Source organism: Noviherbaspirillum saxi (genome assembly GCF_003591035.1).
GTDB classification, from domain to species: Bacteria; Pseudomonadota; Gammaproteobacteria; order Burkholderiales; family Burkholderiaceae_D; genus Noviherbaspirillum; species Noviherbaspirillum saxi.
On the sequence record NZ_QYUO01000001.1, the window covers coordinates 1,807,684 to 1,828,429 of the forward strand.

General features: G+C 59.8%; 16 protein-coding genes. 15 read left to right on the plus strand and 1 reads right to left on the minus strand.

Annotated features, from left to right (window positions below; all coding sequences use genetic code 11):
- The first annotated feature begins 65 nt into the window (after window positions 1-65).
- The 4 genes from D3871_RS08425 to D3871_RS08440 are packed head-to-tail and all read left to right on the plus strand — an operon-like array spanning window position 66 to window position 4,176.
- Window positions 66-1,250, plus strand: a complete 1,185-nt coding sequence (locus D3871_RS08425; RefSeq protein ID WP_119768480.1) for an acetyl-CoA C-acyltransferase family protein — start codon at window positions 66-68, stop codon at window positions 1,248-1,250.
- An 11-nt stretch (window positions 1,251-1,261) separates the two neighbouring features.
- Complete coding sequence (locus D3871_RS08430) at window positions 1,262-2,932, plus strand: electron transfer flavoprotein-ubiquinone oxidoreductase (protein WP_119768481.1); 1,671 nt, start codon at window positions 1,262-1,264, stop codon at window positions 2,930-2,932.
- A gap of 17 nt (window positions 2,933-2,949) precedes the next feature.
- The gene (locus D3871_RS08435; RefSeq protein ID WP_119768482.1) at window positions 2,950-3,603 is read left to right on the plus strand and encodes a TetR/AcrR family transcriptional regulator; all 654 of its coding nucleotides are present in this window, start codon (window positions 2,950-2,952) and stop codon (window positions 3,601-3,603) included.
- Window positions 3,604-3,615: 12 nt separating this feature from the next.
- Window positions 3,616-4,176, plus strand: coding sequence for a DUF2889 domain-containing protein (locus tag D3871_RS08440; RefSeq protein ID WP_119768483.1), 561 nt, complete (start codon window positions 3,616-3,618; stop codon window positions 4,174-4,176).
- A 138-nt stretch (window positions 4,177-4,314) separates the two neighbouring features.
- Here D3871_RS08440 and D3871_RS08445 read toward each other — a convergent pair whose 3' ends face one another.
- On the minus strand, window positions 4,315-7,026 hold the full coding sequence (locus D3871_RS08445) for a winged helix-turn-helix domain-containing protein (RefSeq protein ID WP_119768484.1): 2,712 nt from the start codon (window positions 7,024-7,026) through the stop codon (window positions 4,315-4,317).
- Between the two features lie 340 nt (window positions 7,027-7,366).
- Between D3871_RS08445 and D3871_RS08450 the strand changes: the two genes are divergently transcribed.
- The 11 genes from D3871_RS08450 to D3871_RS08500 all read left to right on the plus strand — a co-directional run bounded on the left by D3871_RS08450 (window position 7,367) and on the right by D3871_RS08500 (window position 20,727).
- Entirely contained in the window at window positions 7,367-8,137 is a 771-nt protein-coding gene (locus D3871_RS08450; protein ID WP_119768485.1) for an enoyl-CoA hydratase/isomerase family protein, read from the plus strand.
- 64 nt (window positions 8,138-8,201) lie between these two features.
- Entirely contained in the window at window positions 8,202-9,443 is a 1,242-nt protein-coding gene (locus tag D3871_RS08455; RefSeq protein ID WP_119768486.1) for a thiolase family protein, read from the plus strand.
- Between the two features lie 42 nt (window positions 9,444-9,485).
- The gene (locus D3871_RS08460) at window positions 9,486-10,640 is read left to right on the plus strand and encodes an acyl-CoA dehydrogenase family protein (RefSeq protein ID WP_119768487.1); all 1,155 of its coding nucleotides are present in this window, start codon (window positions 9,486-9,488) and stop codon (window positions 10,638-10,640) included.
- 411 nt (window positions 10,641-11,051) lie between these two features.
- On the plus strand, window positions 11,052-12,233 hold the full coding sequence (locus D3871_RS08465; RefSeq protein WP_119769978.1) for a lipid-transfer protein: 1,182 nt from the start codon (window positions 11,052-11,054) through the stop codon (window positions 12,231-12,233).
- A gap of 16 nt (window positions 12,234-12,249) precedes the next feature.
- The gene (locus D3871_RS08470) at window positions 12,250-13,452 is read left to right on the plus strand and encodes an acyl-CoA dehydrogenase family protein (protein ID WP_119768488.1); all 1,203 of its coding nucleotides are present in this window, start codon (window positions 12,250-12,252) and stop codon (window positions 13,450-13,452) included.
- A 14-nt stretch (window positions 13,453-13,466) separates the two neighbouring features.
- Window positions 13,467-14,600, plus strand: coding sequence for an acyl-CoA dehydrogenase family protein (locus tag D3871_RS08475; RefSeq protein ID WP_119768489.1), 1,134 nt, complete (start codon window positions 13,467-13,469; stop codon window positions 14,598-14,600).
- Between the two features lie 196 nt (window positions 14,601-14,796).
- Entirely contained in the window at window positions 14,797-15,252 is a 456-nt protein-coding gene (locus tag D3871_RS08480; protein ID WP_119768490.1) for a MaoC family dehydratase, read from the plus strand.
- 151 nt (window positions 15,253-15,403) lie between these two features.
- Entirely contained in the window at window positions 15,404-16,315 is a 912-nt protein-coding gene (locus D3871_RS08485; RefSeq protein WP_119768491.1) for an SDR family NAD(P)-dependent oxidoreductase, read from the plus strand.
- A 596-nt stretch (window positions 16,316-16,911) separates the two neighbouring features.
- Complete coding sequence (locus D3871_RS08490) at window positions 16,912-18,033, plus strand: CaiB/BaiF CoA transferase family protein (RefSeq protein ID WP_119768492.1); 1,122 nt, start codon at window positions 16,912-16,914, stop codon at window positions 18,031-18,033.
- A 19-nt stretch (window positions 18,034-18,052) separates the two neighbouring features.
- Window positions 18,053-18,922, plus strand: a complete 870-nt coding sequence (locus tag D3871_RS08495) for an SDR family oxidoreductase (protein WP_119768493.1) — start codon at window positions 18,053-18,055, stop codon at window positions 18,920-18,922.
- Window positions 18,923-19,041: 119 nt separating this feature from the next.
- Complete coding sequence (locus D3871_RS08500; RefSeq protein WP_119768494.1) at window positions 19,042-20,727, plus strand: AMP-binding protein; 1,686 nt, start codon at window positions 19,042-19,044, stop codon at window positions 20,725-20,727.
- The last annotated feature ends 19 nt before the right edge of the window (window positions 20,728-20,746 follow it).

Here is a 20,746-nt window from a genome sequence, read left to right on the forward strand (position 1 = left end):
GTATCGCATGAACTCTGAATTTGAACACTGATTTTTACCATATCCAATAGAAGGAAATAGAGAACATGAAACAACGTGAAGTCGTCATCGTCAGCGGCGTGCGCACCGCGATCGGGACTTTCGGCGGCAGCCTGAAGGAATTTTCGCCGACCGAGCTGGGCGCGCGCGTGGTGCGCGAATCGCTCGCGCGCGCCGGCGTGTCTGGCGACGAAGTGGGACACACTGTGTTCGGTAACGTAATCCAGACCGAGGCGAAGGACTTGTACCTGGCACGCGTGGCAGCGATCAATGGCGGCGTATCGGAACACGCACCGGCCCTGACCGTCAACCGCCTGTGCGGCTCCGGCCTGCAGGCAGTAATTTCGGCGGCGCAAAGCATCCTGCTGGGTGACGCCGACATCGCCATCGGCGGCGGCGCCGAAGTGATGAGCCGCGCACCGCACCTGACGCCTGCGGCGCGCTGGGGTGTGCGCATGGGCGACAGCACGCTGGTCGATACGCTGCTGGCCGCCTTGCATGATCCGTTTCACCAGATCCACATGGGCGTGACCGCCGAAAACGTCGCCGCACGTTACGGCATTACGCGCGAACAGCAGGATACGGCGGCGGTGGAATCGCACCGCCGCGCGGCCCGTGCGATTGCCGCCGGCTACTTCAAGGAGCAGATCCTGCCGATCACCACGGAATCACGCAAAGGGACAGTGGTGTTCGATACGGACGAGCACGTGCGCGCCGACACGACGCCCGAGAAGCTGGCCACAATGCGCGCCGCCTTCCAGAAGGACGGTTCGGTCACCGCCGGCAATGCTTCGGGCATCAACGACGGCGCCGCCGCCTTGGTGCTGATGGATGCCAGTGTCGCCGAACGCCGTGGCGCCAAGCCGCTGGCGCGCCTGGTCAGTTATGGATTTGCCGGCGTCGATCCGCGTTACATGGGCATTGGTCCGGTGCCGGCCAGCCGCATGGCGCTCGAGCGTGCCGACCTGACCGTCAACGACCTCGACGTGATCGAATCGAACGAGGCATTCGCCGCGCAGGCCTGCGCGGTGCAGAAGGAACTCGGCTTCGACCCCGCGCGCGTCAACCCTAACGGCTCCGGCATTTCGCTCGGCCATCCGGTAGGCGCAACCGGCGCCATCGTCACCGTCAAGGCGCTGCATGAACTGCAGCGAACTGACGGACGCTATGCGCTGGTCACCATGTGCATCGGCGGTGGACAGGGCATCGCCGCGATCTTCGAACGAATCTAATTTACTCGGTCATGAACAAAGAACTCTTGGAGCAATACGGTCCGCGCGACGCGATGGAATACGACGTCGTCATCGTCGGCGGCGGCCCGGCCGGCTTGTCGGCAGCGATCCGCCTGAAGCAGCTGGCGACGGAACAAGGCAAGGAAGTATCGGTCTGCGTGCTGGAAAAAGGCAGCGAGATCGGCGCGCATATTCTGTCCGGCGCAGTGATGGACCCGATCGCAATCAGCGAGCTGTTCCCGAACTGGAAAGAACTCGGTGCACCGCTGGACGTGCCGGTCACCGAAGACCGCTTCCTGTTCCTGACCGAAACCAAAGCACTCAAGACCCCGAACTGGATGTTGCCGGGCTGCTTTCAGAACCACGGCAACTACGTGATTTCGCTGGGCAACGTGGTGCGCTGGCTCGGCCAGCAAGCCGAAGCGCTTGGCGTGGAAATCTTCCCCGGCTTTACCGCCGCCGAAGTGCTGTATCACGACGATGGCTCGGTCAAAGGCGTGGCCACCGGCAATATGGGCATTGGCAAGGATGGCAATTCGACCGATGCCTTTCAGCTCGGCATGGAACTGCATGCGAAATACACCTTCTTCGCCGAAGGCGCGCGCGGCCATCTGGGCAAGCAGTTGATGGCGCAGTTCAACTTGAATGAGGGCAAGGATCCGCAGACTTACGGCATCGGCATCAAGGAATTGTGGGAAATCGATCCCAAGCTGCATCAGCCAGGCCTGGTGATCCACACCGCCGGCTGGCCGCTCGATAGCAGCACCTATGGCGGTTCCTTCCTGTATCACCTGGACAATAACCAGGTCGCGGTTGGCTATGTGGTGGGCTTGGCGTACGAGAATCCCTACCTGTCGCCGTTCGAGGAATTCCAGCGCTACAAGACCCATCCGGAAATCCGCACATTCTTCGAAGGCGGAAAACGCCTGTCCTACGGCGCACGGGCGATCACCGCGGGCGGCTTGCAGTCGTTGCCTAAGCTGACCTTCCCCGGTGGTGCACTGATCGGCTGCGAGGCAGGATTCCTGAATGCGTCGCGTATCAAGGGCAGTCATGCGGCGATGAAGACCGGCATGCTGGCCGCCGAAGCGGCATTCGAGGCGTTGGGCAATAACCGCCAGCACGATGAACTGACGGCCTATCCGGAAGCATTCAAGCAATCGTGGCTACACGAAGAACTGCACAAGGCGCGTAACTTCAAGCCGTGGATGAGCAAGGGCTTGTACCTCGGCACGCTGATGGTCGGCATCGACCAGGTGCTGTTCAAAGGCAAGGCGCCGTGGACACTGCGCCACACGCATGCCGACCATGAATGCCTGAAGCCGGCATCGGAATGCCAGCCGATCCAATACCCGAAGCCGGACGGCAAGTTGACGTTCGACCGTCTGTCGTCGGTATTCATCTCGAACACCAACCACGCCGAAGAGCAGCCGTCGCATTTGACGCTGAAGAATGCGGACGTGCCGGTGAAGCTCAACCTCGCGCAATACGCAGGTCCGGAAGCACGTTTCTGCCCGGCCGGCGTGTACGAATTCGTGAAGATCGACAGTGGAGATGATCGCCTGCAGATCAATGCGCAGAACTGCGTGCACTGCAAGACCTGCGACATCAAGGACCCGACGCAGAACATCGTGTGGGTCACGCCGGAAGGTGGCGGCGGCCCGAACTATCCGAACATGTAGAGAGCTAGAGACCAATCATGGGCAAAGGTACAAACACGCGCGCAGCCATTCTCGAGCAGGCGATTCACATCGCCTGCCATGATGGATTGGAGCGAGTGACGATAGGCAGTCTCGCCGACCAGCTTGGAATGAGCAAAAGCGGAGTGCACGTCCACTTCGGATCGCACGCCAAATTGCAGCTCGAAGTCGTGAAAGCTTATGCCTGCAAATTCGAGGCAGCGGTAATGCTGCCGGCCCTCTCATCGCCAGCCGGGCTGCCGCGTTTGCATACCATACTTGCGCACTGGATCAGGCACCTTTCGTCCGCGGAGGGCCGTGATGCGCTGTGCATCAATTGTGCCGCTGAGCTTGAAGGCCCGGCGACAGAGGTCCGCGAAGAGCTGGTTTCGCTTGTGCGATCTAGCCGTGCGATGCTGGAGACGTGCGTGCGGCAGGCGGTTAAGTTAGGTCAACTGGCTGCCAACGCCGATGACTGCCAGCTCGCCCATGAATTGCACGGAATGATGCTTCTCCTGCACCATGACACACGTTTCATGCGACAGCGCGAGGCGGCGGTTCGGACAGACAAGGCCGTCCGGCGCTTGTTGGAGGGTTTCTGCAGCAGCGCAGTTAAGGACTCTTCACCACGCTCATGCGAGACGCAGGCCGTACTCGCGACCCTCATCGATTAATTGGAGAACCAGATGAGTAACCACTCTTCGGTGCCGGCTCCATCGGCACCAGTATTTGCCCACAGACGTACCATCGACTGCCAAAGCGCACGGCGCGAAGATGGATTGTGGGAGCTGCAAGCGACACTGCATGATTTCAAGGGAACCCCATTCCCTACGGCAACCGGCGGAAAGGTGATGCCCGGCGAGGCGCTTCACCATATGCAACTGACGCTGGTCTTCAACGATGCGCTGACAATCCAGACCGCGCAAACGCGACTGTTCAGCGGACCTGCTCCGGATTGTCATCACGTCGACACAAGCTACGATGCGCTTATCGGCATGACGCTTGGTCCAGGCTTCAGCCGCCAGGCGCAGGAACGCTTTGGCGGGATTCGGGGATGCACGCACATGAACGAGCTGCTACCCATCGCGACTACCGTGGCTATTCAGACCGTCCTTGCAAAGCGCATGGAAGGAGGTACTGCCGTATTGAAGGCGTATGCACCTGCCTTCGTGAATCAATGCTACACATGGCGCAGCGACGGACCAGCTATTCAGTCGATCAACAATGCGACGTATAAGGATGTTTGAAGGGGTGTCGGCGAGTAGGCCCGAGCAGTAGTAGCCCGGAGAAGCGCAGCGCGTCCGGGAGCAAGCCCCGAGCCTGCGTCGATCCGGATTCCACTTTTCTTCACCTGGACTACATCTTCATCATGTATGAAATAAGTTCTATTCAATCAGCCCCTGCCGGCGCGCCCAGGTCATCGCATCGTAACGGCTCGATACCCCCAGCTTCGCAAGAATGTTCCTGATATTCCAGTTCACCGTGTCGGCGGTGATGTTGAGTGTCAATCCAATTCGTTTGCTGGACATCGCTTGCGAAACCAGGCCAAGTATTTCCAGTTCGCGTGGCGTAAGAGTCGCCTGAGCCGAGGCATTGCCTTGGTTCGATTTACGTGCCCCCTGCGCCGACGGACTGATCCGGCCGAATCGGCCTAGCATGCTGTCGAGATATTGCGCCGTAGGTGCATCCAGTGTGGCAACCAGAGCGGCATTGTTCGCCAGCGTGGCGAGCAGCTCGCTGACGCGTTCTCCCTCGTCGAGAAAGGTTCGTACCAAGCCGAGCGTAGCCCCCGACTGCACAGCTTGAATCAGGCATGCGGCCGCTTCATCATGCCGCTTCAGATCGGCAAGAGCGATCGCCGCAAGCAGATTGGCCATGACGAGCATTCTGGCGCGCCCCAACTTCTCGGCAAACCGGTGAACCTCCTCCAAGGTATTGAGCGCCTCACCGGGATTGCAATTGGCGAGCGCAAGCCGCGAACGTGCCAACGCCGCGATGATCGGGATTTCGGCACGGTAGCCTGCCGCGTCCCGATGGGTCACTCCTAGCGCGTTCAGTTTCGTCACCAGTTCAGTGGCACGAACATGGTCCCCCTTGGCGAGAAGGATTTTGACTTGTTCGGCATGCATATAAGCGAGGGGACGATCCAATCCGAGACTATGGAAATGGGCGACTTGTGTTTGAAGGAATTCGACGGCGACATCGGGCGTCTCCTGCAACATGTCCAGGCGCGCATGGCAGAGTGAGGCGCGCGCCATGACGTCCGGCATCGAAGACCGAAGCACGCCGGTGCGGTTGGCGAGCACCTCGCGTGCATCGTCGATCCGGTCAAGCTCGTAATAGGCATCGGACAGCGTCGTTGCACAAAGGTTTGCTGGGACGGAACCACGCCCACACGCCGTCTCCGCACGGGCAAGAATGGTCGCGCCGACGCGTGCCGCCTCCTTCACGTTGCCTTCGATCAGGAAAATGCCAGCGCGCGAGGACTCGACAATGAGCGCCACGTCGGTGTCGCGGTCTTCGGGGGGCACCGGATTGTCGTCAAGAAGCCGGCGTGAGTCGCTTAAGCGACCGGCCGCAAGATAGGCTGCCGCAAGCGCTGACAAATAGACGTAGCGCAAAAATCGATTGTCGAGTGACACGTTATAGTAGGTCGGCTCAAGCAGGTCGATGGCCCGCTTGCTATCGTCACGCTGCAATGCGATCGTCGCATCCGCCAGCGCGAGCTTGGATGAGATTGCGGGATTCTTTGCGGCATCGCTGCGCCGGACCTTCTCAAGCCACTGTTCCGCTTCTCCCGGATGGGCAGTCAATGCGTAAGTCAGGCAGCCAAGAAAGAACAGCTTGGGATGCGCAAACAAGGTTTCCTGGGGCAAGCGATCGAGCAGATGCAGCATGGGGCTGATGTAAGACAAGCTCCAGTTGGCCGGCGCCGCGTGTTCGATGGCCTTGACCGCAAAATCGAGATCGCCGCCCAGATTGGCATGACGCACGGACTCCACCAGAAAATCGTGTTCGGCGAACCACTGGCTGGCACGGCGGTGCAAGGCTTCGACGGTACCCTGTCCTCGATGTGCCAGGCGGCTCGCGAGGAATTCGCCGAACAGCGGGTGGAAGCGGTACCACGGCGAGCGGTCATCCGACTCGATTCGGTAAATCAGCAGGCTTTCGTCTTCGGCGCGCTTGAGCAATTCGGCCGCACGATCGTTTTCTGTGATGAAGGCGGCGAGTTCTGCGTTGAAGCGCCGGCACACCGAGACCGATTCCATGAACGCGGTCAGCTCCGACGGCAGATGGGCAACGACGTCTTCGGCGAGATATGCCTGCAGGTCGGTCGATCGCCACAGAAACGAATGCAGCTTTTCCCGCGTTTGCGGACGGTTTCTCAACATGATGGCAATCAGTTGCAGGCTGGCTGGCCAGCCAATCGTCATATCATGGATCAAGCGGAGCTCATCCGCGGTCAATTTCACTGCACTGAGATTCTGCTCAAAGAAAACGCGCGTTTCGTCCAAGTCGAAAGGCAGCTCCGTGAACCCGATCTCTGCGACTTGGTCCACCAGGCGCAAGCGCCTGAGGCTCAGCGGTGGCGAGACGCGCGATGCTATGAGGAAGTGCAGGTTCGCGGGACAATGATCGAGCAATTTCTGCATCAGCCTGTGCGCCCACGGGTCCTCGACGTAGTGATAGTCGTCGATGATCAGGTAGAGTTCCTTGGCGATTTTCTCGGCTTCGCTGGCCACGACCGCCACCACGGCATCCAACGATTTTCCGCTGCTGCTTTCCTGCAGCATGTCCTCTTCAATCTGGATCCCCATCCGCTGGAATGCTGCGAGCAAATACGAACAAAAGCCCCGCAATTGCTTATCTTCGTGGCTTAACGACAGCCACGCCACTTCGGCACCGGACTTCATGAGTTCCTGACGCCATTGGACGAGAAGAATGGTTTTTCCGAAGCCGGCACTGGCGCTTACCAGCGCGACTGTGCAGTGCTGTGTATTGCGCAGGTGGTGAAGTAATTGCTTACGAGGAATGTAGCGGGTGCCGATACGCGGCGGCGCAAACTTCGTTGCCACAAGTAGTTTATCGAAATTCATTTAAAGCATTCCTGCATAAATTTTTTTGCAAGCCCTTTAGCGAGACGTGGTAGCGGGGCGGCGAATAAAGCGATGGAATCTAGTATCAAGCGCCCTCCCAATACTTGCGCTACAGATACGGGTTGATCGTTTCATACCGTTGAGGGTGTCGCTGCTTCCGAAAGGTGTTCCGAGCGATTCTTTTTTATCGTAGCACGACGTCCGCTGCATGCGTCTCTTCATGTCATGAAAGCACTTGTCGCGTGTGGCGTCCCTTCAAAAACAGAGGGGGACTCACCAGCCGACACCGCGTATCTTCGCTGATATCCAAACAGCACCCATTTGATTGAGGAGATTAGGGATGAGCGTTTCGTTTGCACTGAAGGGGCCGGTCGGCTGGATTACGTTGGAGCGTCCGAAGGCGATGAACGCCTTGAATTTCGAAATCGTAAAAGGCATCACGGCCCAGCTCGAAGCGTGGAAAAACGATCCGGCAGTGCGTGCGGTGGTCGTGACCGGTACCGGTCCGGCATTTTGCGCCGGCGCCGACCTCAAGCAGGTTTCTGCGCCGGTTGGGCCCGGCGAGATGGATTTCCTGGACACGATCGTTGTGTTTTTTGACACGCTGCGTTCCTTCCCCAAGCCGGTCATCGCGGCCGTTAATGGTCTTGCATTGGCTGGCGGCCTGGAAACCGTGCTGTGCTGCGACATCGTGATCGCCGCGCAAAGCGCCAAGTTTGGCGATGCGCACTCGAACTTCGGCGTGTTCCCGGGTGGTGGCGGCGCCGCGATCCTGCCGCGCAAGGTGCCGGCCAATGTCGCCAAGTACCTGTTGTTCACCGGCGATTCGCTGCCGGCCGAAGACATGAAGACCTACGGTCTGGTCAGTGAAGTCGTCGCGGATGGCGAACTGATCGCCCGCGTGCAGGCCATCGGCGAAAAGCTCGCCAAGAAGAGCCCGATCGTGTTGAGCCGCATGAAGAAAGTGGCGAACGAAGCAGCCGACAAGTCGGCAGCCGACGCGCTGCGTCACGAAGTGCTGGAGCTGCGTAATCACCAGCGTTCGTACGACATCCAGGAAGGCCTGCGTGCGTTTGTTGAAAAGCGTGCTCCGGAGTTCAAGGGCTATTGATTGTTAGAACCCTTCTCCCGCGGGCGGGAGAAGGGAGATGCGCTAATCAACTATTGAGGAAACCATGGAAAACATTTACATCGTTGGCGTCGGCATGACCCCGTTCGGTCGCCATGCAGACAAGACCGTCAAGCAACTGACCGCGTGGGCCGCCGAAGACGCGTTGAAGGATGCCGGCTGCGACCGCAAGTGGGTGCAAGCCGCTTTCTTCGGCAACTGCACGCAAGGCCATTTCGACGGCCAGCATATGATTCGCGGCCAGGTCGCGCTGCTGCCGGCGGGCTTTGACAGCATCCCCATCTTCAACGTCGAAGGCGCCTGCGCCTCGGCCAGCCAGGCCTTCCATCTGGCGACCACGCAACTGCGTGCCGGCTTAGCCGACGTGGCGATCGCGGTGGGTGTCGAGAAGATGTTCTACCCCGACAAGTCCAAGATGTTCTCCGCCTTTGAATCGGCCTGGGACATAGAGACCCTGGAGCAAAACAAGCAATACCTGGCCAACATGGGCAAGGACATCGTGCCGCCGCCCGGTTCGCAGTCGGACAAACCGTATAGCCCGTTCATGGATGTGTATGCGGCGCTGGCGCGCGGCTTCATGTCGCGCTTCGGCATCACCCAGCGCCAGATCGCTGCGGTGGCATCGAAGAACCACGGCCACTCGGTGCACAACGAGCGTTCGCAATACCGCGTGCCGATGAGCATCGAAGAGGTGCTGGCGGCGCCGCCGATCACCTATCCGCTGACCATGACGATGTGCTCGCCGATCTCCGATGGCGCGGCCGCCGCAATCGTCTGCACCGAGTCGGCGCTGAAGAAATACGGCTTCGACAAGAGCCGCGCGATCAAGGTGATGGCGAGCATCGTGCGCTCGGCGGCGGCGCGCGCCGCCGACGACCACGAGAACGCCTGCATGAAACTGAGCGCCAAGGCGGCTTTCGAGCAGGCCGGCATCAGCCCCAAGGACATCAACGTCGCCGAACTGCACGATGCCACCGCGATCGGCGAGCTGATGGCTTATGAAGCGATCGGCCTGGGCGAGGTCGGCACGGCCGGCATCGCCGCTGAGCGCGGCGAGACCACGCTGGGCGGCCGGCTGCCGATCAATCCGTCGGGCGGCCTGGAATCGAAGGGCCATCCGATCGGTGCGACCGGTCTGGGTCAGATCTTCGAACTGGTCGAGCAGCTGCGCGGCAATTGCGGCAAGCGCCAAGTCGAAGGCGCCCGCTTTGCGCTCCAGGGCAACGGCGGCGGTTTGTGGCGTGTCGAAGAAGCGACCGAACACATCGGCATTTTCGGCCGCGCTTGATCGACCGTGCCTCACCCACAACATTTATAGAAAAGAACACTCATGATCGTTCAACAACCCTCTGAAGACCAGAAGCTCGCAGTCGAAAGCTTCCGCAAGTTCCTGGAGGCGGAAGTCCGTCCCTTCGCCAAGCAATTTCGCGATCAGCATATTCCCAAAGAGAAGATGCGTGAAATCACGCAGCGCATCGCCGAGTTCGGCCTGCCAGGTGCCAATGTTTCCGAAGAGTTCGGCGGCATGGGCCTGTCGATCGTTACCGAAGCGATGCTGTTCGAGGAACTGTGCGCGGTGTCGCTCGACATCGGCCTGTGCGTGATGATCAACAAGGGCATGGCGGTCACGCTGGCCGAACTGCCGCCGTCGCAAGCGCACCTGCGCGACAAATATCTGGCCGACATCATGGCCGGCAAGACCTTTGGCGGCTTCTGCATCAGCGAACCGGATGTCGGTTCCAATGTGGCGGACATCAAGGCCACCGCCAAGCGCGACGGCGACCACTTCATCATCAACGGTGAAAAGACCTGGATTTCGAATGGCGACTACTCGGATTTCCTGATTGTCACGGCACGCACCGGCGGCCCCGGCGAGTTGTCGCACATCCTGGTCGATCGCAAGGACGGCTACGAGTCGCGCAACATCGACAAGATCGCGCTGAACGGCCAGTCCACCGCACAGGTTTTCTTCTCGGACGTACGTGTGCCTGTCGCCAACATCGTGTGGGAAGAGGGCAAGGCGCTGAAGAACACGATGAAGCTGTTCGAAAAGGCGCGCGCCAACGTCGGCATGCTGTCCGTTGGCCTGATGCGCGCATCGCTGGAGGCATCGATTGCCTATGCGAAGGAACGCAAGCAGTTCGGCAAGCCGATCGCTGCGCACCAGCTGGTCGCGGCCAAGCTCGCCGAGATGGCGACCATGACAGATGCGGCGCGCCTGATGTGCTTCCGCGCCTTCTCCATGATGGACGCCGGCATTCGTTGCGACGTGCAATCGTCGATGGCGAAATGGTTTGCAACCGAGATGGCAGTCAAGGTCTGCCGCGACGGCGTGCAGATCCATGGCGGCAATGGTCTGACCAAGGAGTTCGACGTTGAGCGTCTGGCGCGTGAGGCAATCGTCATCCCGATTCCGGACGGCACGACCGAGATTCAAAAGTTGATGATTGCGCGTGCATTGACGGGCATCGGCGCCTTTATCTAAGACCACTCAGTCGCGGAGCCGGCCATGGGATCTCGTACGCGCGTGCAACGAGATCTTTGCTGGGGCTTCGCGATGATTGGGGAAATGTGCTTTACCAGCCTTCCAGAGGATTGGCTTAGCCCGCGGCCCATTGGGGCGCGGGCTTTTTTCAGGGCGTCTAACAATATGAAGCGAAGCGGTTCTGAATAGGCGTAGCACCCTCAGAATCATTTTGTTAGACGCTCTTAGTTTGACATTTTTGATGCTCGAAATCAGAGGGAGATCCCGGGTTGATGTTACAAGCCGCGGGTATTCGCGAAACGTCAACCACGTGCGTGAATTTCCTCCGACAAGGAAGCTTTCCTGTTCAGCTTGAAGGATGTTGTTGGCATTCTCGCCAGTGAAGCATTCGAATTACAAAAGGAGAAAGACATGACGCAGAAAGTCGTCGTTGCCGGTGTCGGCATGATTCCATTCAAGAAGCCTGGCCAGAGCGAAACCTACCCGGTCATGGGCGCGCAGGCCGTGCGCGCGGCATTGGCCGATGCCGGTGTCGGCTATGAGTCGATTCAGCAAGCCTTTGCGAGCTATATCTACGGCGATTCGATCTGCGGCCAGCGAGTGCTGTACGACGTCGGCATGACCGGTATTCCTATCGTCAACGTCAACAACAATTGCTCCAGCGGCTCCACTGCCATCTATCTGGCACGCCAGGCGATTGCCAGCGGCGAAGTGGACATCGTGTTGGCAGTGGGCTTCGAACAAATGAATCCGGGCGCGCTGGGTTCAAATTTTGCTGACAAACCGAACCCGACTGAGTTGTTCATGCAGCAGTGCGACATCTTGCTGGGCAAGCAGGACATTCCGCCGGCGCTGCGTCTCTTCGGCGGTGCCGGCCTGGAGCACATGAAGCGCTTCGGCACACCGCTGGAAACCTTTGCCAAGATCCGTGCGAAAGCCAGCCGTCATGCGGCCAACAATCCGATGTCGGTGTTCCGCAAGGTTGTGACGACCGAAGAAGTGATGGCCGACCAGATGGTGTGGCCGGGTGTGATGACCCGACTGATGGCGTGCCCCCCGACCTGCGGCGCAGCCGCAGTCGTCTTGTGCAGCGAAGCGTACGCCAAAAAGCATGGCCTCGATTCGCGCGTCTGGATCGCGGGGCAAGCACTGACCACCGACGGTTCTGAAACCTTCAACGCTGGCGACATGCGCAACATGGCCGGTTTTTCCATGTCGCGTGCGGCGGCCAACAAGGTCTACGAGATCGCCGGCATCGGCGCCAAAGACGTCGATGTGGTTGAACTGCATGATTGCTTCGCGCACAACGAGCTGCTCACCTATGAAGCGCTCGGCCTGTGCCCGGAAGGCGGCGCACAGAAGTTCGTTGACGATGGCGACAACACCTACGGCGGAAAATATGTGGTCAACCCGTCCGGCGGCCTGCTGTCGAAGGGGCATCCGATCGGTGCCACCGGTCTGGCGCAATGTACGGAACTCGTGCAGCAATTGCGCGGTAATGTCGATCAGCGCCAGGTCGAAGGAGCGCGCATCGCGCTGCAGCACAATGTCGGTATCGGCGGTGCTGCCGTGGTCACCATGTATCGCATTTAACAAAAGGGTAAGCGTAATGGATTTTCATCCCGATCCCAGCCTCGCGTCGTTCCGCCAGGAGGTCCGGCAGTTCTTGCAAACGCAGGTGCCGGCGGATCTGAAAGGGCAGCCGCGCAGCACACGTTCGACACGCGAACAGGTGATGCGTTGGCAAAAGGTTCTCAATGCGCACGGCTGGGGCGCGCCATACTGGGCCAAGAAGGATGGCGGTACCGGTTGGTCCGTTCCGCAGATTCTCGTGTTCGATGACGAATGCGCTGCCGCCGGCACGCCGACGCAGGATCCGTTCGTGCAAAAGCTGCTGGGCCCGGTGCTGAATGAATTTGCCACGCCGGAGCAGAAGGCCGAGCACATGCCGGCAGTCTTCAACGGCGAGCGCCTGTGGTGCCAGGGTTTTTCGGAGCCGGGATCCGGTTCCGACCTGGCTTCGCTGCGCACGCGCGCCGAGCTCGACGGCGACCATTATGTGGTCAACGGCCAAAAGATCTGGACCAGCTATGCGCATGAATCCGACTGGATCTTCCTCCTGGTACGCACCAATCCCGAGGTGAAGAAGCAGGCCGGCATCAGCTTCCTTCTGGTCGACATGAAGACGCCCGGCATCACCGTGCGTCCGATCCGCAGCATCGATGACAGCCATCACCTGAACGAAACCTTCTTCGACAACGTGCGCGTGCCGGCGAAGAACCTGGTCGGTGCCGAAGGCGCAGGCTGGAGCATCACCAAGTTCCTGCTCAACAACGAGCATGCGACCACCGCCGACCTGCCGGTGCAGAAGCGCTATATGCAGCAGTTGCGACAACTGGCGACGACGCAGCGTGTCGGCGGTGAATTGCTGATTGACCAGCCGGAGTTCGCGCTGAAGCTGGCGCGCCTGGACGCCGAGGTGCAAGCGATCGGCATGATGGTGCAACGCGTGGCCGCGATGGAGCAGGAGCACAATCCGGCCTCGCACACCCTGGGCTCGATGCTGAAGATCCGCGGCACTGAATTGCAGCAGAAGATCAGCGAATGCCTGGTCGAAGCGCTGGGTGACTACGGCGCGGTTGCCTATCCGGACCCGCATGAGGATCTCGACCCGGCACAGCCTTTGCTGCCCTTGCAGGAAGTGGCACGCGGCATGGCCAACAACATGTTCTTCCATCGCGCGTCGACCATCTATGGCGGCACCAGCGAAGTGCAGCGCAGCATCATCGCCAAGATGCTGTTCCAACTTTAAACCGCAGGAAAAGTATGGATTTCAATCTGAATTCGGAACAACAGCTGTTGCAGGACAGCGTGCGGCGCTATGTCGACAAGGCCTACAGCTTTGAGGCACGCACCGCGCTGGTCAATGCGAAGCAGGGCGGCAGCACCGGCAACTGGGCCATCTTCGCCGAAAACGGCTGGTTGATGGCGGCGTTGCCGGAAGAATACGGTGGCCTCGGCGGCTCATTGATCGACACCGCGCTCATCGCGCAGGAGCTCGGTCGCGGCCTGGTGATCGAGCCCTATCTCGGCTGCGCGGTGCTCGCTGCGCAGACCTTGGCGGCGGGTGGCACCGCCGCGCAGAAAGAACGTCTGCTGCCTCTGCTGGCAGACGGTTCGCAGCGCATCGCGCTCGCCTACAGCGAGCCGGCATCGCGCGGCATGCCGGAAACGGTTTCGTTGCGTGCAGAGCGCGACGCCAACGGCTATGTGCTGCAGGGGCGCAAGTCCTTGGTGCTGGGTGCGGTCGGCGCGCAGCAATTCATCGTTTCCGCGCAAGTGTCGGGAGCGAAAGACATTACGCTGCTGCTGGTCGATGCCAATAGCGCGGGCCTGAAGCGGCAGGCAATGCCTCTGCATGACGGCACCTGGGTGGAAGAACTGACATTCGACGGCGTGCAGGTTGGTGCCGACAATGTGCTCAATGGCGGTCTGGCCGCGCTGCGTGCCAGCCTCGCGCACGGCATCGTGACGCAGTGCGCGGAGCTGGTCGGTGCGATGGAAAAGACCATCGAACTCACCGCCGAATACCTGAAGACACGCCAGCAGTTCGGCGTTGCGATCGGCAATTTCCAGGCGCTGCAGCATCGCATCGCCGACATGGCGGCCGAGATGGAAGTGGCACGCTCGATGTTGCACGCGGCGCTGGCGTCGGTGGAAAACGACGACGACGCGACGCGTCAAAAGACGCTGTCAGCGGCCAAGGCACTGGTCTGCCGCGCGGCAAAATTCGTCTGCGGCCAAGGCATCCAGCTGCATGGCGGCATCGGCATGACCGAGGAATACCAGGTCGGCCACTACTACAAGCGTGCGATTGTCGCCGACCTGCTGCTGGGCGGTAGTGATCGGCACGAAGCGGCGTGCGCCGCAGCGCTGCAAAGCGAATTGCGTGCAAGGTGACGGCTTGTTACCTAATACTCCTGCGTCACAAGAATTGTTCCCTCCCCTTCAAGGGGAGGGTTAGGGTGGGGATGGGTTACGAAGGTCGCAAACCCATCCCCCTCCCAACCTCCCCCCTTGAAGGGGGAGGAGCCCATTTGCGACGCAGTAGTACTAACGACGATTTGATTCACAACACATTTTTGGTGAGACACGTATGAAGAGTTATGAAACCCTGGCCGATTTGCAGCCCTTGGTAGGCGAATCCCTCGGCGCCAGCGACTGGATCGTGATCGACCAGGCACGTATCAACATCTTTGCCGACGCCACCGGCGATCATCAGTGGATCCACGTCGATCCCGAACGCGCAGCGAAAGGCCCGTTCGGCGCGCCGATCGCGCATGGCTTCCTGACGCTGAGCCTGTTGCCGGTCTTCATGGGAACCGCATTCGAGATCCGCGGCTCCACCATGGGCGTGAACTATGGCCTGAACAAGGTGCGCTTCATGCGGCCGGTGCCGGTCAACAGCCGCCTACGTGCGCATTTCAAGCTGCTGTCGTGGGAAGCGATCGAGAACAACGGCGCGCAAATGATCTACGAAATGTCGGTCGAACTCGAAGGCACCGCCAAGCCGGTGTGCGTGGCAGAGTCGATCGTACGACGCTTTCCCTAGAGCGGTTTGACAGTCGATGTACGGAAGCCAAGGTCGGATCGAGGAGCGGACGCGTACAGGTGGTACGCCGAGCACCGCAGGTCCGAGATTGGCCCCGTACACTGATTGGCAAATCACTCTGATCCCTTTTAAATTTTTTGGAGGACATACCATGACTATTCGTTTTGACGGCCGTGTGGCCATTGTGACTGGTGCAGGCAACGGCCTGGGCCGCGTACATGCACTGGGTCTTGCCGCGCGCGGCGCCAAGGTGGTGATCAACGATTTCGGCGGTGCTCGCGACGGCAAGGGCGGCTCTTCTGAAGCGGCGCTGGCAGTAGTCGAGGAAATCCGCAAGGCCGGCGGCACGGCGATCGCCAACGGCGCCAACGTCACCGACTTCGAGCAGGTCAAGGCCATGGTCGAACAGACCAAGGCCGAATTCGGCCGCGTCGACGTACTGATCAACAACGCCGGCATCCTGCGTGACAAGACCTTCTCCAAGATGGAAATGGCCGACTTCCAGGCCGTGGTTGACGTGCACCTGATGGGTTCGGTGTACTGCACCAAGGCGGTGTGGGAATTGATGCGCGAGCAGAACTACGGCCGCATCCTGATGACGACCTCGTCGTCCGGCCTGTTCGGCAACTTCGGCCAGTCCAACTACGGCGCCGCCAAGATGGCGCTGGTCGGTCTGATGAACATGCTGACGATCGAAGGCGCGAAGAACAACATCCGTGTGAACACGATCGCTCCGATCGCGGCAACGCGCATGACGACCGACGTTCTGCCGGAAGCGATGCTCGCCCGCATCCAGCCGGAACAAGTAACGCCCGGCGCGCTCTTTTTGGTCAGCGAAGACGCGCCGACCAAGACCATCCTGTCGGCCGGCGGTGGCGTGTTCTCCGCAGCCCGTATCGTGGACACCGCACCGGTGTATTTCTCCGACAAGGAATTGTCGCCGGAAGCCCTGGCGGCACGCTTCTCGCAGGTCTCCGACTGGAATACCGCACGTCCGTTCGCAGACTCCAACCAGCAGGTTCAGGGTCTGATCGAAGCAGCCGTCAAGGGCATGCAGGGCTAAGGCACTGTCCGGTTCGAGCGTATTGAACGTTCAGCGATAGTCCGCTGTCGTGAAGGTCGGAAAATTCAATAGGCGAGAATCGGGCGGGATACGGTCATGGAATCCCGTCACCACCACGTGGCCGGGATTCCAAGCCACATATCCTGCACAGGAAGCAGGATGGGTATCAAATTGAAAAGCGGGGCGATGCGGACGACACCAGGGTCAAAGGACAGATGTTCCATCATTGGCGCCGCTCGATATCAGCGTAATAGGCAACACGATGGTGTCGATTCAGCCGCGTTTATGGATTTTCCCATCGGTGTCAACTGGAAAGCGCTTTCTACGAGCAGTTCGACATCGCATTGAACGACTTGCGCCAAAACCTCGGCTGCGAACATTCTTCGCTGGAGCGTGCGCTTCTTCTGGATTTTGCATAGTCCTGGAGCGCTTTTGCGCTCAATCTGCCGCACATTTTCGAATCAAAACGTCGAATCAAAGTGTCGAATAACAGCGATGTATCGGCGTGCATCTCCCCCCATTAAAAGGTGGGGAATTGCGAACCACATGTCGATATTGTTCATGTCGTTAATGTGACCTTCATCATGGGGATAGGAATGAGTCGAAATGGAAACGGCCCGCTGGCGGGATTACGCGTTCTGGAAATTGCCGGCCTAGGCCCGGCGCCCTTCTGCGGAATGTTGTTCGCAGACATGGGAGCAGATGTCGTACTGGTCGACCGCAAACAGGCCGGTCCCGAAGATATGGATCTGGGCAAACACGCGATCCAGAATCGCGGCAAGCGCTCAATCGCGGTCGATCTCAAAACGCAAGAGGGGGTCGAGACCGTGCTGAAGCTGGTGGAAAGCTGCGACGTGCTGCTGGAAGGCATGCGCCCCGGCGTGATGGAACGCCTGGGTTTGGGCCCCGACGTGTGTCTGGCGCGCAATCCTCGCCTGGTATTTGGCCGCATGACCGGCTGGGGCCAGCAGGGACCGTTGGCGCATGCCGCCGGTCATGACATCAACTACATCGGCTTGTCGGGCGCGTTGTGGTATTCCGGTCAGCCGGGCGAAGCGCCGATGGCGCCGCCCAGCCTGGTGGGCGATGTCGGCGGCGGCGCCATGTATCTGGCGGTCGGCGTGCTGGCCGGCGTGATGAGCGCGCGTGCGACGGGCAAGGGACAAGTAGTCGATGCGGCCATCGTGGACGGCAGCGCTCATATGATGAATCTGTTGCTAGGCTTGAAGTCGTCCGGCCAGCTGCCGAATGAACGCGGGCACGGCATCCTCGACGGCCCGCATTGGTATCGCAGCTATCGTTGCGCCGACGGACACTTCATTACGGTCGGTTCGCTCGAGCCGCGCTTCTACCGCATTCTGCTGGACAAGCTCGGCCTTGCGAATGATACAGATTATGCGAAGCAAAACGAGGCGGACGCCTGGCCGCGACAGCACGAGCGTTTCGCCGCATTGTTTGCTACCCGTACGCGTGACGAATGGTGCGCGTTGTTGGAAGGAACCGATGCCTGCTTCGCGCCGGTATTGAACCCGGACGAAGCGGCGGCGCATCCGCACATGGCCGCGCGCGGTGTGTACAGCCGTATCGACGGAGTGTTGCAGGCCAATCCGGCACCGCGCTTTTCCGGTACGCCGTTAGCGCAGCCTGGTTGCATCCCGCGTCGCGGTCAGGATACGGAAGCGGTGCTCAACGACTGGGGTAAGGGCCAGGGCCGTTAATCCCGCTATGGAGAGCCGCATGCACTATCAATCGATCTTCCGACCAGGATTGTTCGAAGGCAAGGTGATTATTGTGACTGGCGGCGGCAGCGGCATCGGCCGCTGCGTTGCACATGAGTTGGGTTGGCTTGGCGCATGCGTCGTTATCGTCGGGCGCAATTCCGAAAAGCTGGAGCGGGTGAAGACGGAAATCACAGCCGAAGGTGGCTTCGTATCTGCGCAGGTGTGCGACATCCGCAATGACGCGGCAGTGCTTGCGGTCGTCGACGCGGTGCTGGCCGACCATGGCCGCATCGATGGGCTGGTCAATAACGCCGGCGGTCAATTCTTTTCGCCGCTCAAGGACATTTCGACCAAGGGCTTTGAAGCAGTGGTGCGCAATAACCTTGTGGGCGGGTTCATTTTCATGCGCGAGGTGTACGCGCGCTGGATGGAACAGCATGGCGGCGCTATCGTGAACATGAGCGCCGACATGTGGAACGGTTTGCCCGGTTGCGCCCATTCTGGTTCGGCTCGCGCGGGCATGAATTCGCTGACCGAAAGCGCAGCATGCGAGTGGGCCGCTTCCGGCGTACGCGTGAACAGCGTGGCGCCGGGTTTGATCGCTTCGAGTGGTTTCGATAACTATACTGGTGAAGCCGTTTCCAAGATTCTTGGTTATACCGCGACGATCCCGGCACAGCGCTACGGCACGGTAGCCGAAGTGTCGGCGGCGATTGTATTTCTGCTATCGCCGGCATCGGCGTTCATCACCGGCACCTGCATCCGCGTGGATGGCGGCGGCCCGAACGCGCGCAGTTCCTGGAAACTGCAGCCACACAATAAGAGCGTGCCGTTTGACGGCTTTCACCTGGACTCGACGCCGGACTTGCTGAAGAATGACCACTGAAGAACACTGAATTTCAATAGGGGATACTTCGACGGCGTTGGCGTGGCGGAGAGCACCGATCTGGTCGCGTAGACCGGCATAAGCAACGCACGATCGAAGAATAACGACAGGAGATATAGATGAACGAAAAAAATACGAATACTTTGATGCACCGCTTTTTGCACTGGGAGCGTACCCAGCCCGACGCGGTTCTCTTCACGCAACCCACTCCCGATGGCCGGGTGGTGGACTACACGTGGAAGGATGTCGGCGACCAGGCTCGCCGCATGGCGACGTACCTGCGGTCACTCCAGCTTCCCCCAAACAGCAACATCGCAATACTCGGGAAAAACAACGCGCACTGGATCATGGCCGACGTCGCGATCTGGATGGCCGGCCATATCTCGGTACCCTTGTATCCGACCATGAATGCCGATACGGCGCAATACGTGTTTGAGCACTCCAACACGCGCTTGCTGTTTGTCGGCAAGCTCGATGGCAAGACGGACGGCTGGAACGAGATCAGCAAGGTCTTGCCGGCACATATGCATGTGGTCACCCTGCCGATGGCCCCGGCAACGGACGCACAGCAATGGGATGCACTCATCGATAAGGTTCAGCCGCTGCAGGAAGTGCATCTTCCTAGGCCCGAAGACCTCGCCACGATCATCTACACCTCGGGAACGACAGGCAAACCAAAAGGTGTCATGCACAGCTTCGGCAACACGTATACCTATGCGATGGGCGCGGGTGACTTTTGCGGAACTACCCCGAACGATCGCGTGTTGTCCTACTTGCCGCTGGCACATGGCGCCGAGCGCTCCTTCGTGGAATCGAATGCGCTTTGCCATGGCTTGCACGTCTACTTCAATGACAGTCTGGAAACGTTTGCGCAGGACTTGCAACGCGCACGGCCGACGCTGTTTATCTCGATGCCGCGTCTGTGGACCAAGTTCTACCTCGGCATCTGCGCCAAGCTTCCGGCGGAGCAGCAGAAATTGCTGTTCGCACCGCCTGAAGTCTCTAACCCGCTCAAGAAGCACATCCTCACGTTGCTGGGGTTGGAATCGGTCCGAATGGCCTTCACCGGCTCGGCCCCGCTGCCCGTGGAAATTTTCGACTGGTACCGTAACCTGGGCCTGGAACTGTTGGACGTCTACGGAATGACGGAGAATTTCGCGTATTCGCATTACAGCCGGCCAGGCCAAGTTCGGCTCGGCTATTCCGGTCAGGCGCTGCCCGGAGTGCAATCGCGCATCGCGGAGAATGGCGAGATCGAGGTCAAGTGTCCCACGCACATGATGGGCTATTACAAGCAGCCGGAACTGACGGCGGAAAGCATGACAGCGGATGGCTTCTTCAAGACCGGCGACCGGGGTGAGGTGGATGAACTGGGCCGCTTGAAGATCACTGGGCGGATCAAGGAATTGTTCAAGACCAGCAAGGGCAAGTATGTGTCGCCAGCGCCGATCGAGAACAAGCTCACCCACCAGAAGGTCGAAGCGGTATGCGTGACCGGACCGGGTCACCCGCAACCTTTTGCGCTGATGATGCTGGCGCCCGATGCGCGGAAGGCCTTGCAAGACGCCCAAGCCAGCGAAATACTGCAGGCGGAATTACAGACACTCTTGGATAGCGTGAATACCGCTTTGGAAGACCACGAAAAGCTGAATTATCTGGTGATCGTGAAGGATATCTGGACCACGGACAACGGCTTCCTGACGCCGACCATGAAGATCAAGCGCAACATCATCGAAGATCGCTATTTGTCCAAAGCGCAGAACTGGTCCGCGCTTGGCAAGACCATCATCCTCGAGACGGACTGACAGGCTGCTAGAGCCAGTC